Below are 20,270 nucleotides of genomic sequence, written 5' to 3'. Positions count from 1 at the left end.
CTACCGCAAAAATATGCGCAGCACCCGCTGCTTCCATCTGTCATACGGCTGATAGCGGACTGGAAGATCCATCCACACAGATTTTTTTACGATGCTCCTGCGGTGAGAAAACAGCTCAAAGCTCTGTTTTCCATGATAGCTCCCGATGCCGCTTGCCCCGACTCCGCCAAAGCCCATCTGACTCGTTGCCAGATGGATCACGGTATCGTTGATACAGCCGCCGCCAAAGCTGCACGCTTTAAGGATCTCCCGCTGTGTCTGCCTGCTTTCTGTAAACAGATACAGCGCCAGCGGTTTTTCATGCGCCGTCACATACTGCGTCACCTCAGACAGACTGCGGTACGTCAGGACCGGAAGGAGCGGTCCGAAAATCTCCTCGCGCATCACAGGGCTCTCCGGCGTCACATCCGTAAGCACCGTCGGTTCTATCTGGAGCGTCTCTGCCCGGCAGGCGCCCCCCGTATATATGGTCACACCCTCCATCAGTCCCCTTAAACGGTCATAATGCTTCTGACTGACAATCCTCCCATAATCCGGATTCTCAAGAGGCTTTTGGGTGAACTGGCGGCGGATGCAGCGCTCTATTTCGCTCAGAAGCGCATCCTTTACCTCCTCCTGCACGAACACATAGTCCGGCGCAACACACGTCTGCCCGAGATTCAGATACTTTCCAAATACAATGCGCTTTGCAGCAAGCGGGATATTTGCGGTCGCATCGACAATACACGGGCTCTTTCCGCCAAGCTCCAGACAGACCGGCGTCAGATGCTCTGCCGCTTTTTCCATCACCAGTCTTCCGACAGTGGTACTGCCGGTAAAGAAAATAAAATCAAATCTCTGGGCAAGGAGAGCCGTATTTTCTTCTCTGCCTCCCTTTACGACAGATACTGCCTGCGGCAAAAAGCATTCTCCCACGATCCTTTCTATCACATCCGCAGTCGCAGGCGCATACGCGCTCGGCTTGACAACGACACAGTTGCCTGCCGCGACTGCCCCGATCAGCGGTTCCATTGCCAGCATAAACGGATAATTCCAGGGAGCCATCACAAGTACCACTCCGTACGGCTCCGGCGATGTAAAGCTTCGCGCATGAAACTGGGCGAGCGGAGTCCTCACCCGCTGCTCCTTCGCATAGCGGTGCAGATGACGGATCATATGAGAAAGCTCCGAGAGCACCATCCCTGTCTCACACATATAGGTCTCCGTCGCAGATTTTCCCAGATCCTTTTGCAGGGCCTGCCCGATCTCCTTTTCATATTTCTGAACGGTCCGTTTCAATGCTTTTAAAACGGCAAGTCGCAGGGGAAGCTCCTTTGTCTTCCCCTGCGCAAAATATTCCCGCTGCTCTTTTAAGAGCTGCTCCAATCCTGTTTTCATCGTATCTGAATCCTTCCTCATCCTCCGGCTTCCCGGTCTTCTGTCTTCCACTCTAACACATATGAGGAAAATTGCAAATTCTTTTTCTGCGATCAGCTTCGAAAGCCCCGCCACAGAGCAGTACAGACTATTCGTCCTTCATCCGCGGCTCAAAGATCCAGCTGGCCAGATAAGAAAAGATGAGCGCGCCGCTGATCCCCGCCGCGCTCGCCTGAAAGCCTCCGAGAAAAAGCCCCAGGACGCCTTTGGCATCGACCGCTTCCTTCACGCCCTTCCAGAGCGTATTTCCAAATCCGAGCAGAGGTACGGATGCGCCTGCCCCGGCAAACTCGATCAAAGGCCCGTAAATCCCCACTGCTCCCAGCACTGCTCCCAGACATACCAGGATCACCATCACACGGCCCGGCAGCAGCTTTGTCTTTTCCAGTAAGATCTGCACGAGCGCGCAGATCAGCCCTCCTACCCAAAAAGCATGTATATAATCCATCATAATCCCTCCATCGCACTTCCTTTGTCTTAACAGCTTCCCTTTTCAGCAGTGCTCCAGTACAACCGCATGCGCGATCCCCGGTATCGTCTGCCCCTCATTAAAGCTGACCTTTGACAAAAGAGCGCCGGTCGGCACAAAAAGCACCCGCTTCCAGATCCCTTTTCGCAGCTTCGGCAGTATCATTGCAGCCAGCACGACTGCGCTGCAGCCGCAGCCGCTCCCGCCTGCATGCGTATCCTGCCGCTTCGGATCATAGATCTCGATCCCGCAGTCCATATGCTGCGCAGAAATATCAAAGCCCTTTTCCCTGAGCAGGTCGATCACGATCCGCTGCCCCACGCTGCCGAGATCACCTGTTATGATCCGGTCATAGTCCTCCGGCTGCCGGTTAAAATCCATCAGATTCTGATAAATCGTATCACAGGCTGCCGGCGCCATGCAGGCCCCCATATTCATATTATCCTTGATCCCCATATCGATGATCCGCCCCGGCGTCACACCGGAAAGCTTCACATGTCCGCCCTTGGGGGCAAGTACAAACGCTCCGCTGCCCGTGACCGTCCAGGTAGCTGACAGGGGACGCTGATTCCCATATCCCAGGGGAAACCGAAACTCTTTCTCGGCACTGCCGAAATGACTGGAGGTAAGCGCCGCGGCATAATCCGCATACCCGGCAGCTACCGTCATAGCTGCAAGCGCAAGCGACTCTCCGCATGTAGAGCAGGCTCCGTACAGCCCAAACAGAGGGATCTGCGCGTCCCCATTTCCAAATGAGGTCGCGATGAGCTGCGCCAGCAGATCACCGCCAAACAGATACCGCACCTGCTGCGTCATAAGCTGCGCCTTTCCGATCGCCGTCTGAAGCGCTTCCTTTTGCATCGTACTTTCCGCCTCTTCCCACGTCTCCTCACCCAGCCCCGCATCGGGAGCGACCAGATCAAACCACTCTCCAAGCGGTCCCTCTCCCTCCTTTGGTCCTACGACTGACGCGCTGCTGATGATATGCGGCGCTTCCTGAAATTCAATGCTCTGCTGTCCTGCCTGCTGATTGACTGCCATAACCTGCCTCCTGTCCAACTGCCTTCTTTAATCCTAATGTCCCCTGTTTTTCCTGTTTTATGCATCTGACCGGCGCTTTTTATTTCACACAGAAAGAAAAAAGAGACGATCCGACAGAACCGTCTGGCTTTTCCAAGCTGCCGGCTCTGTCGGATCGTCTCCTGTCCAGAAATCTTTTCATTATACTGGCTTTCTTCTGTTTTTTCTGTATTACTCTGTCATATCGCTGATCTTTTTTTCAATTCGTTCTTTCACGAGCGCAGCCAGCTGCGTTGTTTTCATTCCCTGATACTCCTCATACCGGATCGGCTCAAGGAAATGTACCTGCACGGTCTGCTTTGCAATTGATTTTGTATCAAATGCCTTGTATGAGTCGATCAGCGCCACCGGCACAACAGGACATTTTGCCTTTATCGCGCTTTTAAAGCTGCCGCCCTTAAAGTCGAGCAGGTGATTGCCGTTTTTGCTCCTCGTTCCTTCCGGAAAAATAATAAAGTTACGGCCCTTTTTGACCTCCTCTGCCACCTGCATGATCACCTGGAGCCCCTGCCGCACATCGCTGCGATCAAGCGGGATCGCGTCCAGGCAGGCAAATACCTGTTTTAAAAACGGGATATCTGCCAGCTCCTTTTTTAATACGACAGAAGTCGGCCTCTCCAGAAGCTGCAGGATCGCAAGCACGTCAAACATCCCCTGATGGTTCGGATACAGGATATAACCATCCTCCTTCGGAAGATTCTCCAGTCCGTGCCCGTCGATCGTCACACGGCCTCCCCGGATCGCCCGGTTGTCGATCTGTTTGACTATCGCAAAACGCTCTTCCTCCGAATACCGCTCCGGATGGGAGGATATGCGCAAAAGCCGGTATAATCCACACGGCACATACCACCAGTTCATCAGGATCATCCACAAAATACGTCTCATCTTTCCGCCTCCCGGCCAGCTGCCCTGCCCTTTTCGATCAGCTCCACAAGCTGAGAAAAACAGTCGATCCGCCCGGCCATGTGATCTGGGTTTCCGAAGCCATAGGAGGCGAAGATAAACGGTATCCCTGCCTCATCAGAGGCCTCGCAGTCCCCCTGCGTATCTCCGACATAAACGGCATGCTCCAGATGGTTCCGATCGATGACCATACGGATATTTTCTCCCTTGCTCCTTCGCGTGTTTCCATAGCATTCAATATCCTTTACGTACGGCGCCAGTCCTGTCTTTTCCAGAAACAGCTCGATATACCCGGACTGACAGTTGCTCACAATAAAGACCGGGAGCATCCGGGACAGTCTCCTGATCCCGTCTGTCACGCCGGGATAACAGATCGCACATTCATCCTCGCACAGTGTCCGGTGCTCATAATCACAGCAAAGCTCCATGATCCGGTCTCTTTGCTCCTTTGACACACCCGGCAGCAGCTCCTGCGCGATCACTTCCATCGTTTTTCCAAAAAGCTGCTTCAGCCGCTCTCCAGTAACCAGATACTCTGCGATCCCGCCGTCTCTTACCGCCTGCGTCCACGCACGCGCGACAAGCTGCGTGGAATCCCACAAGGTACCATCCACATCCAATATCACTCCATCAATCGTTCCAGTCAGCATACGTTCCTCCTTTTGTATCCGTGCGCGTCCTGTACGCGGCACGCGTTCTGTCAAAGATCCCTGCAACGGCTGCCCGGATAAGCATGTTGCAGCAAGCTTCATACTACAAGAGGAGGCTGCTGCCTGATCATAGCAACAGCCTCCTGCATCTTCTCAGTTATCCATTTTAATAGCCGGTCACATTTGTGGCATGCAGATCTCCATTTGGAGCTGTGCCGGAATAATCCACTGTGGCAGAAACGTACAGTCCCTCCTGAAGCCCGTCATTCGTACTTACGCTGGCATCAGAGTAATTGATCGTATACGTATTGCCGTCATCCCCCTGGATCGTGATCGTCGACGGTGTAGTACTGAGGATCGTACCGCTCACTGTGCCAGTGCCGGTGTTTCCGCTGCCACCGGTATTGCCTCCGGTACTTCCGCCGTTATTGTCTCCGCTGTTTCCACCTGTGTTCCCGCTCGTATCGCCGTTACCTGATCCGCCCGGATTCGTGGAGCTGATATAGGATTTTGACACGTATGCCTTGGAGCCATTGACCATGACCACAAACCAGTTATCTGTCTCCCCGATGACAGAAACCTGCTGCCCTGCTGACAGACCGCCGATGATATTGCTCTGTGTCCCCGGCTGGTCGCGCAGATTCGTCCCGGTAGTCGCATAATACTGATATCCTGTACCATAGTCTACATAGCTGTTGAGCTCTGCGTCCACCTTTGTGGAATCAGATACCTCGCCGTCCGTCTGCTGTGTCGTCTCAGACTGCGGCTGTGTATTGACGAGAAACGCCTTATTGATGTAGCCGATATTTCCATTTACATTGACCTTGAACCACTGAGACGTCTCTCCTACTACTGTAACCTGGTCGCCCTTCGCAAGAGAACCGATGATATTCGCATCGGAATCTGTGCTCGGCTCCAGGCGGATATTTACGACATCTGACGCATACAGTGTCGTGCTCGTGCCATACTCTGTCAGTGTCTTAAGCTCTGCCTGTACATCCAACGACTCACTGCTCTCTGACTGTGTCGTCTCGCTTTGTCCGGTCTGGTTCACAACCTTGCCCGGGATCGCGCTGAAGGTAGCATTGCGCAGTACAGAAAAGCTCTCAACTGCCTTCTTCACTGCTGTCAGCAGCGCCGTATTGTCATCTGTGACCGTACCAGTCACCATATAGGCCTCTTCCTCTGCCACGATCGCGTAGGTCACAGAATACGTCCACATACTTGTGGCATTGTACTTTACTACATACTCATACGTATTCAGCGCGGCAGTCTCCTGCTTCTCGAACTCCACTACCTCAAAGGCATTCGTATCCGGATACTGGTTCGTGAGGCTCTCGTTCAGCTCCTCCTCCGACTCCGAGTACGTAAGGTTCCTCATCTCGCTCGCATCCGCCGCATGCACAATACTGATCATGGCGTCTGCACCGGAGGAGAATACTCTAAGAGAATCCGCATCCTGCGATACCTTCCAGGTACTGTCCGGCAGTGTGATACGGATGCTGCCGTCCTTTGACGCATACGGAACATTCGTCTGCAGCTCCGTCTCGCTTTCGGACTCTGTCTCACTTTCCGTCTCTGTCTGTGTCTCGCTCTCTGTCTCTGTCTGTGCCTCCGTCTCCTTCGGCTTCTTCTGCAGCATGCCGCAGCCTGTTGCAAGGTTCATTATGACCAGTGACATTGCCAGAGCTGCTGCTGTAAATTTCATTCTTCTGTTCAACATGTCACACCCTCCATTCTATTACTCCCGTTTCGTGAAACTGCTGTGTGCGCTCCGTCTCCCCTCCAGAAACGAAAACACAAAAAACAGGTATTGAATCAATACCATTTTAGCCATCATACCACGCCTTGGCGATTCCTGCAAGTCACATACTGACAATTCCCTGTCTCAAGCGCAATATTAATATTTTCGTAATCTCTTCTTAATAGCATGAAAATACTGGAAATGCTATCTTTTTTTATGGAAAATCCCCCATTTTCCCGGCCTGTTCCGCATGCCTGCCAAATGCAGGAAGGTCAGGTGCAGCACGATTCCTTTTAATACACTCGTAATCGTAAGCGCCCACCAGATCCCCTCAAGTCCAAGCCCGGTACGGCTTAACACAAGTGCGAGCGGAATGCGCAGCGCAGTCAGACAGACGCTGATGACGCTGCATACCTTCGTTCTGCCAAGTCCTGATATCGCGCCGACTGCCATCATCTCCACACACATAAATGCCTCAGAAAGTCCGACGATCACCATATATCTGGCAGCGACCGGAAGCACCTCGGCTTCGTGGAAGAAAAGTCCTGAGATCTGCATTGGGAACAGCACAAACAAAAGCGTCATGCCAAGTCCCCACACGACGATCGTAGAAAACGCCGCCCGGTATCCCTTCCTTACGCGCTCCATCTTGCCGGCGCCAAAATTCTGTCCGATAAAGGCATTTAAGGCGGCGGCAAATCCATCTGCCGTATTCCAGGATACGGATTCGATCTGTCCTCCGACACGCTGTGTCGCCACCGCACCGGCGCCAAAGGCTGCCACCATCCTTGTAAGCACCATGGAGATCATACAGTAGACAGAGCCCTGCAGCGCCGTAGGCCCGCCGATCCTGACGACATCCGTATAGTATTTCTTTTCCTGCAGGCGCATCAGCCGGATCTCACGGAGGATATTGTCCTTCTTCCCCCGATGCACAAGCTTCAGCACAAAAACCGCCGTCACGACCATCTGCGCAGCGACCGTTGCTATCGCTGCCCCGGCTGCTTCCATGCGCGGGAACATTCCGATCCCAAGGATCAGCACCGGATCAAGGATCATATTGATGATCAGACCGACAAAGTTTGCCTGGAACGGTGTAGTCGCATCTCCCTGCGCGGTAAACAGCCCCGTAAGTGTAAAATTCACATAGGAAAATACGATCAGGCCGCAGGTGATCATCAGATACCCTTTTGCATACGCCAGTGTCACTTCATCTTTCATCCCAAAAAACGCGATCAGCAGATCCGGGAGCAAAAGGCAGACAGCGCCAAAGAGCACCCCGAAAAAAATAACAAGCTGGATCGCAGCCGCTGAATATTTCTTTGCCTGCTCCCGGTCTCCTCTGCCGAGCGCCTGCGCCACATGCACCTGTCCGCCCATCCTTGCCAGGGAAGCAAGCCCCTGAGAAAGCCAGACATACATACCTCCCACGCCGACTCCCGCGACTGCCTTCGCGCCGAGCGTGCCGATCCACGCCATGTCTGTAATACTGTAGGCAGTCGACAGAAAAGACGACGCCATGATCGGCAGCGCCAGTCTCGTCAGTACCTTAAGGATCGGTCCTTCCGTCAGCCGTCCCTCTTCTTTGTATCCCATAATCACAACCTCTTTCTTCTTTCACTTTTTCTCTGTATTTTTTTATTTCCAAACGTCGTATTTCTTCCGCTTTTATACTGCAGGCCCCTCCCTATCCAGTATATGCCTTTTTTCCGCCGGTGCATACTTGTCCCTCAAAAGCATACGGTAAAAATACCGTCCTTTTTAAACCGTCCGTATTATTTTCTCCTGACAAACTTCCTGCGGATCTCCTCCTCTGCCTGTGCAAGACGCATATCCAGCTCCTGCGCGGAAAACAGTGGTGCGTATTCCTCTTTGTCTGCCGCCATTCCGGCTTCTGCGCACGGACGCACTCCTGTCAGCCTGCGCATCTCCTCATACTCATCCAAAAGCCCCTGGCCGTGCATCACACGGTATGCCCCCGCATCGCTGCCAAGCGCGATCTTCAACCCAAGCGCAAAGCCCCTTCGGATCATCTCTCCCTGGCGTGCGCGCAGCCGGTACAATGCCGCATCATCAAAACGGCCGCTCCCGATCAGATTTGTGATCGTCACATACGTCGGCACCCAAACGGCATCGCTGTCTGCAAGCGCCTGCAGAGCGTCTTCATCCATAAAATTACCATGCTCAACCGAATCTACCCCCGCACAGACAGCTGCACGCACTGCATCTGCGCCATTTACGTGCGCCATCACCGCAAAGCCTTCCTCATGAGCGATATGTATCATCTCACGAATCTCCTCCGGCGAGAGCGAGGGCTCCGTCAGCGCCCCCTCCCGGGCAAAATCCATGATCCCCGAAAACATGACCTTGATAAAATCGCCGCCTTCTTCGCGCACCTGCTTTACAAGGCGATGATACTCCCTCCAGTCTTCAAACTCCTGCCCGACGATCCCCCCGTAATGTCCCTTTTTATGAATTGCAAACAGCGGCGTCCGGTACGTGATCCCATACTCCGGCGCGATCCGAGATGCCCGCGCCGACACACCGAGTCCGTCTCCTCCATCACGCAGAAACGTAATCCCGCATGCCTGGTACTGCTCCAGCTTTTTCCGGATATCCGACTCCTGCACGCCGTTTTTGTGAAGCTGCACCGCTTCGCGGTAATTTACTCCATTCATAAATATGTGCATATGACATTCGCCAAACATAAAAGCGCCTTCTTTCCTTATCTCCGTTTTATCCTCTGCCAAACGATATCATACCATTCTCCACCCTGTGATCAGACATCGAAGCACGCATAGTATAGTCTGATTTCACAGAAATTACAATGATCTTTTACCTGTCTGCCATATTTTTTGTGAGAACCAATATTCCTGACGTCCCGTTTTACCGCGTATGATCTCCATATACGTCAAACCGGCATACAGGATCTCTCCCGCATGCCGGCCTATTCATTATCGTCTCACTATCTTCTGTTTTCCTGCGCAGCTCTGCGCCTGGTTACTTTCACTCTCTTTTTCTTATCATACATCAGTCGCTCTTGATCGCATCGTCAAATTTGACGTCTGATGGCGGGAAGTCTACGCTTCTTACAAACTCGGCAGCTTCTGTCGCACCGTAAATACGATCCATGCCGCTGTCCTCCCACTCTACAGAGAGCGGTCCCTGATAATCTGCTGCATTGAGCACGCGGATAATATTCTCAAAATCTACATCGCCGTGTCCAAGGGAGCGGAAATTCCAACCTCTGCGCAGATCGCCGAAATCAATATGGGATCCGAGCAGACCGCTTCTGCCGTCGAGCGTCACTGCCGCGTCCTTCATATGTACGTGGTACACTCTGTCCATGAAGTCCTGAAGGAAGAGATGCGGTGTGATCCCCTGCCAGATCAGGTGGCTCGGGTCAAAGTTGAGTCCGAATTCCGGACGGTCAGCGAACTTCTCCAGAAGGCGTTTCGTTGAATAATAATCAAAGGCGATCTCACCCGGATGTACCTCAAGCGCAAACAGAATACCATTTTCCTTAAATACATCGAGGATCGGGCACCACAGATCATAGATCTGCTGGAAACCAGCCTCTACCATTTCCTCTGTTGTCTGCGGGAAAGAATAGAGATATTTCCAGATCGGAGATCCGGTAAATCCGGTTACTACCTTACAGCCAAGCTTTCTGGCTGCCACTGCGCATGCCTTCATAGTCTCAATTCCCCATGCGCGGATCTCATCCTTTTTGCCGGCCAGAGCAGACGGTGCAAAGTTATCCAGACGCGGATCATCGTAATCACCAACACACTGTCCGATGATATGTGCCGCCAGAGCTTCCATTTTCAGCCCGTACTTGTCAAGTGTATCGAGAATATATTTGCAGTATTCATCGTCATTCGCAGCCTTTACCGGATCAAGGTGCGCGCCCCAGCACGCAAGCTCCACGCCGTCATATCCCATTTCCTTTGCGGTTTTACACAGTGTCTCAAATTCCATATCTGCCCACTGGCAGGTTGTCAATGTCACCAAACGTCCCATAAGTATCCTCCTTTTCTTTCTGATTATGCTTCCATTTCTGTCCATACGTTGCCCGCATCGGAGCTTGCCAGACAGGCCTCTACAAATGCCAGCCCCTCTACTCCGTCTGCAACGGTCGGATAATCAATCATATCTTCTGTAAACCGGTTTTCTTCCTTTGCGAGAATGCACTGAGTAAAGCTGCGGTACAGGTTGCCCATTGCCTCAAACCACCCCTCCGGATGTCCTGACGGAAGGCGTGCATATCTGGCGGCCTCTTCATAAATACAGTCATGTCCTCTGTGGATCTCTGTTACCGTGCCATTTACGTTTGCGATTTTGATCTTTTCCGGTTCTTCCTGGAACCAGAAGATCGATCCTTTGCTGCCGCAGATGCGTACACGCAGACCGTTGTCACAGCCAATTGCGATCTGGGAGGACCAGTACATGCCGGAAGCTCCATTATCATACTGTACCATGACCATATCATTGTCATCGAGTACTCTTGTCGGCACCTTGATCTCCATATTTGCAAGTACTTTTTTGATCTTCAGCCCCGTCATACGCGCTACTGTATTTTCAATATGTGTTCCGATATCTCCGAGACAGTTGCTCTTTCCGGATCGCTTCGGATCTGTACGCCATTCGCCCTGCTTGTTGCCTGTGATATCATCTCCTGCCAGCCAGCCCTGAATATATTCTCCGGCAATCATACGGATCTCACCGATATCCCCCCGGTCGATCATCTGACGGATATGCTTGCAGGCAACGTGTCCGGAGTACCCGTATGTCACCATAAACAAAAGTCCTTTTTCACGTGCAAGCGCCTCCAGCTCACGCGCTTCCTCTAAAGTCGTAGTAAGCGGTTTGTCGCAGGATACATGGATACCAGCCTCCAGAAATGCCTTGCATGCCTCGTAGTGCGCATTGTTTGGCGTTACGATGCACACAAAATCGATCCCGTCTTCTCTCTCGCTCTCTTTCTGTGCCATCTCCTCATAGGTATGGTACAGACGGTCCTGCGCGATATGGAGCTGTCTTCCCGTCTCACACGTATTTTCATACGACCGGGAGAAGCAGCCTGCCACAAGGCGCGCGGAGCTGTCCAGCGCGATCGACCTTCTGTGCGCGTCACCGATAAAAGCATTCGGCCCGCCGCCTACCATACCATATCTCAATTCTCTGCTCATAGCTATTTCCTTCCTTTCTTATATTTTCCTGACCGCCCGGATCCTTTTTCGGATCCTGCGGTGATTTTTTATCCTTCGATCAGTCAGAACGCTTCCGTATCATCTGCATTCCTACTGCCACCAGCAGGATCAGACCCTTTACCGTATCGTTCAGAAGCGCGTTCATACCAAGCGCTGTGATGATCTTGTCGATCAGCGTAAAGGACATGGTTCCGAAAATAATCCCCGTCAGATTTCCTTTTCCGCCTGACATACTGATCCCGCCGATCACGACTGCCGCGATCGAGTAAAGCTCAAAGTTCTTTCCGGAGGTTGCCGGGTCAAAGGACGTATCCTTTGCAATCTTCAAAAACGCTGCCAGCCCTGTGAGCGCTCCGCAGGTCACGAAAACAGAAATACGTGTCCACACTACGTTGACGCCAGCCAGCTTCGCTGCCTGTTCATTGCTTCCGATCGCATACACGCGCTTTCCAAATTTGGTAGATGTCGTGATATACACCATAAGCGCCGCCATTGCCAGAAATACAAGGACAATATAGGCGATCGTCAAAAACGAGCCGTTTCCGAAATTAAACAGCGCCTGATAGCTCTCCTTCGTTGCGTCAATGCGGTATCTCGTCTCTCCCATCTCATTCATCATATACTGTGATACTGAGCGGAAGATCAGCATAGTTGCCAGTGTCACGATAAACGAAGGCATCTTGACCTTTCCTACCAGAACACCGTTTACAAAGCCGCACAGCGCTCCGAGGATCACGCCGCAAAGGATTGTCAGCAGGATGGAACCCGTCTTATTATAAAACAGGATCGTCAGACCTCCCACAAATACAAAAGAGGAGCCGACAGACAGGTCAATGTCTCCAGTCAGGACGACAAGCCCCATACCAAGCGCGATCGTTCCGAGGATCGCACTGTGCAAAAGGATGTTCGTCACACTCATCCACGTTGTCTGAGAACCGTTGATGATCAGAAACGCGAGAAAAATCCCAAGGAATACAATAATATAATTATAATTATGCCAGAAATTTTTTAACCGTTTAGCCATTTGCTTCCTCCATCTTTCCTTCCTTTTGATATACTGCATTCGTTGCATACAGCATTACCTTTTCTTCTGTGATCTCTGTTCTGGAAAGGCGTGCTGCGATCTCCCCATGATAAAAAACAATACACCGGTCTGCGATCTTCTGAATCTCCGGGATCTCCAGCGTATTCACAATGATCGTCTTCCCCGCCTGCGCCAGTTTTAAGATCAGCCTGTAGATCTCTGCCTTTGCCCCGACATCAATACCCTGCGTCGGATTGTCAAAAAGAAGTATCTCCGCTTCTGTATTCAGCCATCTTGCCAGGATCACCTTCTGCTGATTCCCGCCGGATAAGCTGGTGATAAGATCCTTATAGGAATTTGCCTTTATATTCAGGGATTTCCTGTAAGCCTCAAATTTTTCAATCTCTTTCTTCTTATATATATGAGGATTTTTTCCATCTATGGTGTGTCTCGATATGTAGGTATTCTCCATCAGTGTCATATCCGCAAGCACAGAATTTTCCTTCCGGTTAGCTGCCAGCATTGCCACCTTATGCTTCATCGCCTCATGGATGCTGCCGCCGCGAAGCTCCTTTCCGAATACGCGGATACTGCCTGACTCGAGCGGTACTGCTCCGAAAATCGCCTGCATGACCTCCGACGCACCGGCTCCTGCCAGCCCCGTGAAGCCTATGATCTCGCCTTTTTTCATCGTAAAGTCAACATCCCGGAAACCGTTTCCACAAATCCCCTTCGCCTCAAATACGACCTCACCAAGCGGACGCTCCTCATACATGTCTTTATTTACATAGCTTTCACCCACCATATATCTGGTGACTTCCTCCGCCGTCACATCAGAAATCCTTCCGCTGTGAATAAAGCGGCTGTTGCGCAGGACCGTATAGCGGTCCGCAAGCCGGAAGATCTCCGGCATCTTGTGGGAAATAAAGATAAAAGAAGTCCCTTTTTCCTTTAACCCTCGCACAATATCAAACAGATGCTCAATTTCCGCATTGTTCAGCGCTGTTGTCGGCTCATCAAGAATAATGAGCCTTGCATTGGAGTGAAGCGCCTTTGCGATCTCCAAAAGCTGCTTTTTCCCCGTATCCAGGCCGCCTGCCAAAGCTACCGGGCTGATGTCCACCCCCATCTCCTCCAGAAGCGCCGCTGCCTCCTGGATCATTTCCTTCTTTTTCAGCTTTCCAAGCGTATTCGTCTTTTCCTTTCCCAGGAAAAGATTTTCGTATACCTTCAGATTATTAAAAATGTTCAGTTCCTGATGCACAAAAGCAATTCCCGCGTGCTCCGCTTCCGAGATGGAACCATCCGCCAGCTCTTTTCCGTCAAAAACCACTTTCCCGGAGTCCTTTGTGTATACTCCCGCAAGAATATTCATCAAAGTAGACTTTCCTGCGCCATTTTCTCCAAGCAGCGCATGGATCTCGCCCGCTTCCACACAAAAGGAGACATCATTTAGCACCGATACGCCAAAGAAAGATTTCTGTATATGCTCCATTCTCAATAATTCCACTGTGCTTCTCCTTTAATCTCAACGGAGCTGTTGCAGCCGTATCCGTCAGGATACTGTTTACAACAGCTCCTCATTTTTCATGGAAATTACTTCTCTTCGTATGTTCCAAACGGCTGGTATTCTTCTACATTTTCAGAATCCACTACAGATACCGGGATCACATAATCCTGCTCGATGTCTGTGTCGCCATTGAGATGCTTGATCATAACGTCAACTGCCTCTTTGATCATAGCCGGATCATACGTTACAGAGAACAGATCATACGTCTCCGGAAGTGCGATCGTCTGATGCTTATCTTTGAGGACTGCGTAGATCTCTGCCAGACCGGAGGATGCACTTAAACTCTTGAAGGTCTTAAGGAACTCCTCTTTCTTTCCTGCATCAAGAGCAGAACCGTTGAGAGACTCCAGAACGCCCATTGCGATCTCATCATCATGTGTGAAGATCCATGTATTCTTGGACGGATCACACTGTGCAGAACCAAACCAGGACTCAAAGAGCTCCTTACCTGTATCACGGCTCCAGCCTGTTGCTGCTGATTTTACTACGACTGCATCGATTTCCTCGTCTGACCATCCCTGCTCCTGCAGATAGGTGCGGAAGCCCTTGGAGCGAAGCTCCGGTACAGAAGAGTTGTCACCGATCATCTCATATACGTAATCATCCTTTGTCAGGCCATCCTCAATAAACCGTTTTGCCGTCTCATAGCCGATTCCCTCATTGTCGCCCTTTACATTTGCAACAACCTTCGCATCGATCACTTCACTGTTGATCACGCGGTCAAACTGAACAAACGGTACATCTGCCGCTGCGATCTTTTCCAATGTGGACTGAAGGCCATTGTCATATGGAAGAATAACAATACCTGCCAGGCTGTCGGTGTTGGAGAGAAGGTCATCGACCTGCTGGATCTGGTTCTCTACATCCGTCGCTGCATAAACCTTTGCCGTATATGTTCCTTCCTCATTGATCTCATCGACCTTCTCCTGTGCGTATGTAAGAACCGCGCCGGTCCAGCCGTGGTCAGCACTTGGGACCATGACTGCGATCTCCTTCGCGTTATCCGCCTGCACCGTAAGCGTACCTGCCATCAGGGAAGTAGCGAGCATGGATGCTGCCAGTAACGTCGTCGTAGCCTTCTTAAATTTCATATGAATTCCTCCTTTTTGTGTTATTGTTTCACACGTTCTTCGTACTTCTACTATAACACTGTTTTTTGAAAACGGAGGTATATCTTCATGATTATCGTACTGTCTCATGACAACTGCGCAGCACACAGAAGGTATCTGATTTTTACTTTCGTATCTTTTCGTATCCTTTTTTATCCCTGCTCTTCTTTTTCCCGGCGAAAGCTGTCGACCTGCTCCTGGATCTCCTCGATGATCTTATCTGAGCCTGCCTCTTTCATCTCGTCCAGAAAGTCCTCATACAGGGCCTCCCAGTCCCCGCTCGTCCCGCGGCACAGCTCTTCCCTGTATTTCTTTACGACAAGGTCCACCTTCGCAAGCTCCAGCGCGATCATACGCGTATCCAGATTAAAACCGTCAAGCGGAGAAAGGATCGCTTCCTCATTGTATCTGCGTATCTCCTCAAACTCGCCGCTGTGCGTCTCATAATTTTGAAATACATTTCCGATCGCCCCCGGAGCCACCTCGTACAGATAGGATTGATCATTGTCCGACATCCGCGCAATAACAGAGTCCTCTATTTTGATGTAGTGCTGCTTTTCCACTCCATTGGCCAGCAGACGGTACAGCTCCTGCCCTTCCTGTGTGCTCAGCAGGCTGACCAGCTCCATTGCCTGCTGCGGATACAGCGCGCTTTTCGGGATCACAAGCGAATTTCTGCATCCGTCATATGAAATATAGCGATACCCGTCCAGCTCTCCCCGCACTGCCTCATACTCTGTGTGGGTCTGATCTGCCTGCGTTCCGCTCTCTTCACACGTATCCAGAAAAAGAATGCTTCCCTTGAGCTTTCCGTCCTCGCTGTCCGGGTCCAGAAGATTCATAACATCCTCCCGGATATAGCCAAGCCTGTACCACTGCGCCATCGTCTCAAAGCAGGATCGCCAGGAATCCAGCGCATATTTATTACATACCGTCAGATTTTTATCAAAAACAGAGATCACAAACGGAGAATCCGCACCATAGATCCCCTCATAGCCCTTATCCGCCAGCCTGCACATACTCTCATAAGAAACTCCCGTCCCTATGGCATTATTTTCCTTCGCCTGCCGCAGAAAATCCTCAAACACAGCAAAGCACTCCCGGTTCGTATGGCGGTTTTCCTGATTGACGCGCACGATCTCATCCATATCCCCAAACCGCTCCATCAGCATTTTATTTGCCACCACAACGTAATTCTGCCGGTACAGGGGCCCCGGCACAGGTATCCCGTAAATATTTCCGTCACGCCTCTCGCGCTGCCACAGAGCTTGCGGGATCTGCTGCCAAAGCGCGGCTCCATTTGCCTCCAGCAGATAATCAAGCGCCATCAGCGAGCCTTTTTTTACCTCTTCTGTATAGTTCAGGACCTCATTTCCAAACCAGGCCAGATCAAGGCGCTCGTTCGTCGCCATCTTCATGTCCCACTTTTCTTTGTAGTCATCCTTCTCTACGAGCTCAAATTCCACAGACACACCGGGGAGGTAGTTCTGCAGCTCCTTATTAAACAGGGCAAACACCCGGTCCGTCTCTTTGTGTTTTTCTCCATAGATCATCCACTTCAGCGTGACCTCTTCTTGTACCTCATCCTCCTCGCGGACTCTGCGCCCATTTACGCAAAGGCTCCAGATCCCCGCTCCTGCCAGAAGACACAATATGCCCGCAATTATCCACCGCTTCATCTGTTTTCTCCTTGCTTTTCCACATGATTGTCAACAAAGCGCAGCGAAAGTCCGATCGTAACTGTCGTTCCCTCCCCGGGACTGCTGCGCAAAGACATCTGAGCGTCCTCTCCGAGGATCAGTTTCAGCCGCTGCGCTACATTCCTGACTCCGATATGCCCCTCCTTGAGCTCATAGCCGCCCTTCAGATCCTCATTCAGCAGCCTGCATTCCTCCTGTGACATTCCCACTCCGTTGTCACTGACCTGTATCTTCACACGGCTGCCCTCCTGATATACCCGGATAGAAATGATCCCCTGCCCGCGCATCGGCTTGATCCCGTGATACACGGCATTTTCGATCAGCGGCTGGAGACTGACCTTCACGATCTGACAGTTCGTCAGCTCCTTCGCAACATCCCATTCCACGCGGATCTTGTCTGCATAGCGAAGCTGCAGGATCTCTATATACAGCCGCGCATTTTTGATCTCCTCCTCTATAGACACGATCTGCCGGCTGTTATCCAGACTGATCCGAAGCATCTCCGAAAGGTTTAAGATGATCTGCGACACCTCATTGTCTCCCTTGCAGATCGCGATCGCTCTCCATCTTAAATTTTCCAGCGTATTAAAAAGGAAATGCGGGCTGATCTGCGCCTGAAGCGCCGCAAGCTGCGCCTTATTCACCACATTCAGATACGTCTCCAGCTCCTTTTGCATCTGCTTGTTTGAATAAAAATTCCTTACGATATTTCCTGTGATCTCCTGGATCTCATCCTGGCGGAAGCCCGGTCCCGTATCAACAAGAGGCTCATATCTGTCCGGATTTTTCAGAAGGTTCAGAATATTTTTAACCGGCGTATAGCTGTAGATCGAGATCAGCACCGCTGCAACTACGGACAGCGCGAGGATCAGCATCGTGATCAGCAGATAAAAATGCCGGAAGTCTCCCTCATACTCCTTGTACTTATCCATCGGCACAACCGAAACGTATCTCCACTTAAAATCAGAGGAATGCAGCACCGTAAATATCTGCTCCCCCTCCTGGGTCTCTACGACCTGCGTACCTACCGCAAGCTCCTTATCCAGCAGAGGATAAAAAGGCAGCTCGTTCCATTTCTTCATCAGATCGTCCTGCTGATTGCTGAAGATCACGTTATCTCTGTCATCTACCACAAACAGAGCCTCTGTCTCGTCGACCGCCATCTGCTCATCCATCCGGTCTGCGTCGATGTTGACAATGATCCCGCCAAGAAACTGCATCTGGGTCAGCCGGATCGGCTGGATATACGACAGCAGATACGGGAACCCGGGCTTTTTCTGGCGGCTGATCATCCTGCCCGGCTCATAGACGCGCTCTGTGAGATTGCTGTACCAGGTCAGATCGTCAAACTCCTCCAGCGGTCCGCCGCCGTCACTCGTAACCACGTACTGCGTCTTATTGGCATATACATAAATAGAATCAATGTAATCAAAAATACCGGCATACATCCGGATCTGTTCCTTCGCCGCCAGTGTAGCTTCCTTATTTCGGCTGCCGTCTGCCTCCGGAAGCAGGAATCTCAAAATATCCTCATCCAAAGACATCTGTCCTGAAATCTGCACCACCTCGTTCATCAGAGTGTCTATCCGCTCCTTTGTCTGATTTAAGGCATTGCGGCTCATTGTCTTTACCTCAGACTCGATCACATCGTCAATCTTTCTGGATACCTGCCAGATCACTACGGCAAAGGTGCATAAAAGCACCAGCAGGATACTGAAAAAATTTTTTACCAGAATACTGTTAAACCGATAATCTCCCAGCAGCCGCAGCAATATATTTGTCTTTTTCTCTTTCATGCTCTGCTCCTGCTGTATTCTGTCGGTGACTGTCCCGTATACTGTTTAAACACGCGGCAGAAATACTTGTCACTCGTATATCCGACCCTGCTGCTGACCTCGTAGACCTTATACCTGCCCTGGCGCAGCAGCTCCTTTGCCCGCTCCATCCGCAGCTCGATTAGATAATCGGTAAATGTAACTCCCATATGCTGGCGGAACATCCTGCTAAAGTAGGTCGGGTTCAGGTAATACTGGTCCGCCAGAGATTCCAGCGATATCGAGCCTGCAAAATTCTGTCTCATATATTCGGCTGCCCGGTCAATGATATTTCTGGACACCTCGCTCTGCCTGTTTTCCATTACTGCGATCACTTGTTTGAGCAGTTCCAGGCAGACCTCCTTCATCCGCTTTTTGTCCTTTGCCTCCATGACTCTTTGATAATCCATGATCTCCTTTACATCCTGCCAGAAGCTCCCGCCCATTTTCATCATCCGACTGGTAAGCATAGAGAACATATCTACCATAAACTGCTTGACCTGCTCCAGCGGAAAGCTGCGGAATTCATAGATCAGATTCTCCACCAGCTCTTCCAGACCTTCAAAATCCCCGTCACTGATCATCTCCATGAGCAGTCTGTATTTCTGCTGCAGCCTGTCGTAGTCCTCCTGCACAAGCCGGATGCTTCTGGTATTGCCTGTACGGCTGTGCCCGCTCTCCTGCGCATGCATCTGAAGCGAATATTTATTCTCCGCCAGATCTGTGATCGTCGAAAAGCGCGCCTCCACGGTCGCTTCCATATTAAGGGTCAGCAGCGTCTGGATCGCCTCCTTTTTACGCGCAAGCTGTGCGAGCAGCTTTTCATCAAAAGCCTCCACCGTACATTCTCTGCGGGCTGTGACGATCACCTTTAAAATATCTGCAGAAAGATATACCGGATAATAGGACAGCCCCTCATTATGCACCCCAAAAATATTATTCATCAGATTATATCGGTTATCCCTCTGCTGGTAATACAGCTCATTCGTATCCGGGCTCATCTCCAGCGTCACATTGACGATCGCGCACGGCGCATCCATACTGAAGTCAAGAGACAGAAGCTCCTTCTTGCGCAGGATGCTGTCTCTGCCGCGCAGACCTCCCACAAGAATACTGACCCAGAACTGCTCCTGAAGCTCCGGCAGGATCTCCTGGAACTCCTTTTCCTTCCCTATCCGCTGCTCGCGCATCCGTCTGGACTCATCCAGCTTTTCTTTTACATTTGCAAACACACTCTGCAGCTCATCCATCCGGATCGGCTTGAGGATATAGTGCTCCACATCATACTCGATCGCTTTTCTGGCATACTCAAATTCTCTGTATCCGCTCAGGATGATCACCCTGCACGGAAGCTGACTTTCTTTTATATATTTCGCCAGCTCAAGCCCGGATACCTCCGCCATCTCGATATCTGTGAGCACGACGTCCACCGGATGCTCTTTCAGATACTCTATGGTCTCCTTCCCATCCTCAAAATCGGCCGCCACCGTAAATCCCATTGATTCCCAGTCAATATAATTGCACATCCCATCCCGTATCGTATATTCATCATCCACAATTACCAGCTGATACATTTTC

Annotated in this window: 16 protein-coding genes; all 16 read right to left on the bottom strand. The window is 51.1% G+C overall.

The features are described 5' to 3' along the window. Positions 1-1,398, bottom strand: a complete 1,398-nt coding sequence (locus tag QOX44_RS08410) for an aldehyde dehydrogenase (protein ID WP_283682613.1) — start codon at positions 1,396-1,398, stop codon at positions 1-3. A gap of 106 nt (positions 1,399-1,504) precedes the next feature. After that, entirely contained in the window at positions 1,505-1,864 is a 360-nt protein-coding gene (locus QOX44_RS08405) for a SpoVA/SpoVAEb family sporulation membrane protein (RefSeq protein ID WP_283682657.1), read from the bottom strand. A 45-nt stretch (positions 1,865-1,909) separates the two neighbouring features. After that, a complete protein-coding gene (spoVAD, locus tag QOX44_RS08400) occupies positions 1,910-2,926 on the bottom strand; it encodes a stage V sporulation protein AD (protein ID WP_283682611.1) in 1,017 nt (338 codons plus the stop codon). A 210-nt stretch (positions 2,927-3,136) separates the two neighbouring features. Then, positions 3,137-3,850, bottom strand: coding sequence for a lysophospholipid acyltransferase family protein (locus QOX44_RS08395; protein WP_283682610.1), 714 nt, complete (start codon positions 3,848-3,850; stop codon positions 3,137-3,139). Continuing rightward, on the bottom strand, positions 3,847-4,518 hold the full coding sequence (locus QOX44_RS08390; protein WP_283682609.1) for an HAD family hydrolase: 672 nt from the start codon (positions 4,516-4,518) through the stop codon (positions 3,847-3,849). The genes QOX44_RS08395 and QOX44_RS08390 overlap by 4 nt, the downstream gene beginning before the upstream one ends. Before the next feature lie 166 nt (positions 4,519-4,684). Then, on the bottom strand, positions 4,685-6,241 hold the full coding sequence (locus tag QOX44_RS08385; protein ID WP_283682608.1) for an SH3 domain-containing protein: 1,557 nt from the start codon (positions 6,239-6,241) through the stop codon (positions 4,685-4,687). Between the two features lie 225 nt (positions 6,242-6,466). Beyond that, the gene (locus QOX44_RS08380) at positions 6,467-7,858 is read right to left on the bottom strand and encodes an MATE family efflux transporter (protein WP_283682607.1); all 1,392 of its coding nucleotides are present in this window, start codon (positions 7,856-7,858) and stop codon (positions 6,467-6,469) included. A 179-nt stretch (positions 7,859-8,037) separates the two neighbouring features. Then, positions 8,038-8,970: an amidohydrolase family protein gene (locus QOX44_RS08375; protein WP_283682606.1), complete on the bottom strand. Its 933-nt coding sequence runs from the start codon at positions 8,968-8,970 to the stop codon at positions 8,038-8,040. Between the two features lie 322 nt (positions 8,971-9,292). Beyond that, positions 9,293-10,285 (bottom strand): sugar phosphate isomerase/epimerase family protein, encoded by a 993-nt coding sequence (locus QOX44_RS08370; protein ID WP_283682604.1) that lies wholly within the window; start codon positions 10,283-10,285, stop codon positions 9,293-9,295. Between the two features lie 23 nt (positions 10,286-10,308). Further along, entirely contained in the window at positions 10,309-11,454 is a 1,146-nt protein-coding gene (locus tag QOX44_RS08365; RefSeq protein WP_283682603.1) for a Gfo/Idh/MocA family protein, read from the bottom strand. Positions 11,455-11,533: 79 nt separating this feature from the next. Then, positions 11,534-12,499: an ABC transporter permease gene (locus QOX44_RS08360; RefSeq protein WP_283682602.1), complete on the bottom strand. Its 966-nt coding sequence runs from the start codon at positions 12,497-12,499 to the stop codon at positions 11,534-11,536. Continuing rightward, positions 12,492-14,009: a sugar ABC transporter ATP-binding protein gene (locus QOX44_RS08355; protein ID WP_283682601.1), complete on the bottom strand. Its 1,518-nt coding sequence runs from the start codon at positions 14,007-14,009 to the stop codon at positions 12,492-12,494. Before QOX44_RS08355 ends, QOX44_RS08360 begins: the two co-directional genes overlap by 8 nt. A gap of 86 nt (positions 14,010-14,095) precedes the next feature. Beyond that, positions 14,096-15,160, bottom strand: coding sequence for a substrate-binding domain-containing protein (locus QOX44_RS08350; protein ID WP_283682599.1), 1,065 nt, complete (start codon positions 15,158-15,160; stop codon positions 14,096-14,098). A gap of 170 nt (positions 15,161-15,330) precedes the next feature. Continuing rightward, positions 15,331-16,857, bottom strand: a complete 1,527-nt coding sequence (locus tag QOX44_RS08345) for an ABC transporter substrate-binding protein (RefSeq protein ID WP_283682598.1) — start codon at positions 16,855-16,857, stop codon at positions 15,331-15,333. Beyond that, entirely contained in the window at positions 16,854-18,674 is a 1,821-nt protein-coding gene (locus tag QOX44_RS08340) for a sensor histidine kinase (protein WP_283682597.1), read from the bottom strand. The genes QOX44_RS08345 and QOX44_RS08340 overlap by 4 nt, the downstream gene beginning before the upstream one ends. Continuing rightward, positions 18,671-20,266 carry a response regulator transcription factor gene (locus QOX44_RS08335; RefSeq protein WP_283682596.1) on the bottom strand — a complete coding sequence of 532 codons (1,596 nt, stop codon included), beginning with the start codon at positions 20,264-20,266 and terminating at the stop codon, positions 18,671-18,673. The genes QOX44_RS08340 and QOX44_RS08335 overlap by 4 nt, the downstream gene beginning before the upstream one ends. Positions 20,267-20,270 lie beyond the last annotated feature (4 nt).

The organism is Parablautia sp. Marseille-Q6255 (assembly GCF_951230155.1).
In the GTDB taxonomy this organism is placed as follows: domain Bacteria; phylum Bacillota; class Clostridia; order Lachnospirales; family Lachnospiraceae; genus Choladousia.
This window is presented reverse-complemented; position numbering and strand designations above follow the sequence as displayed.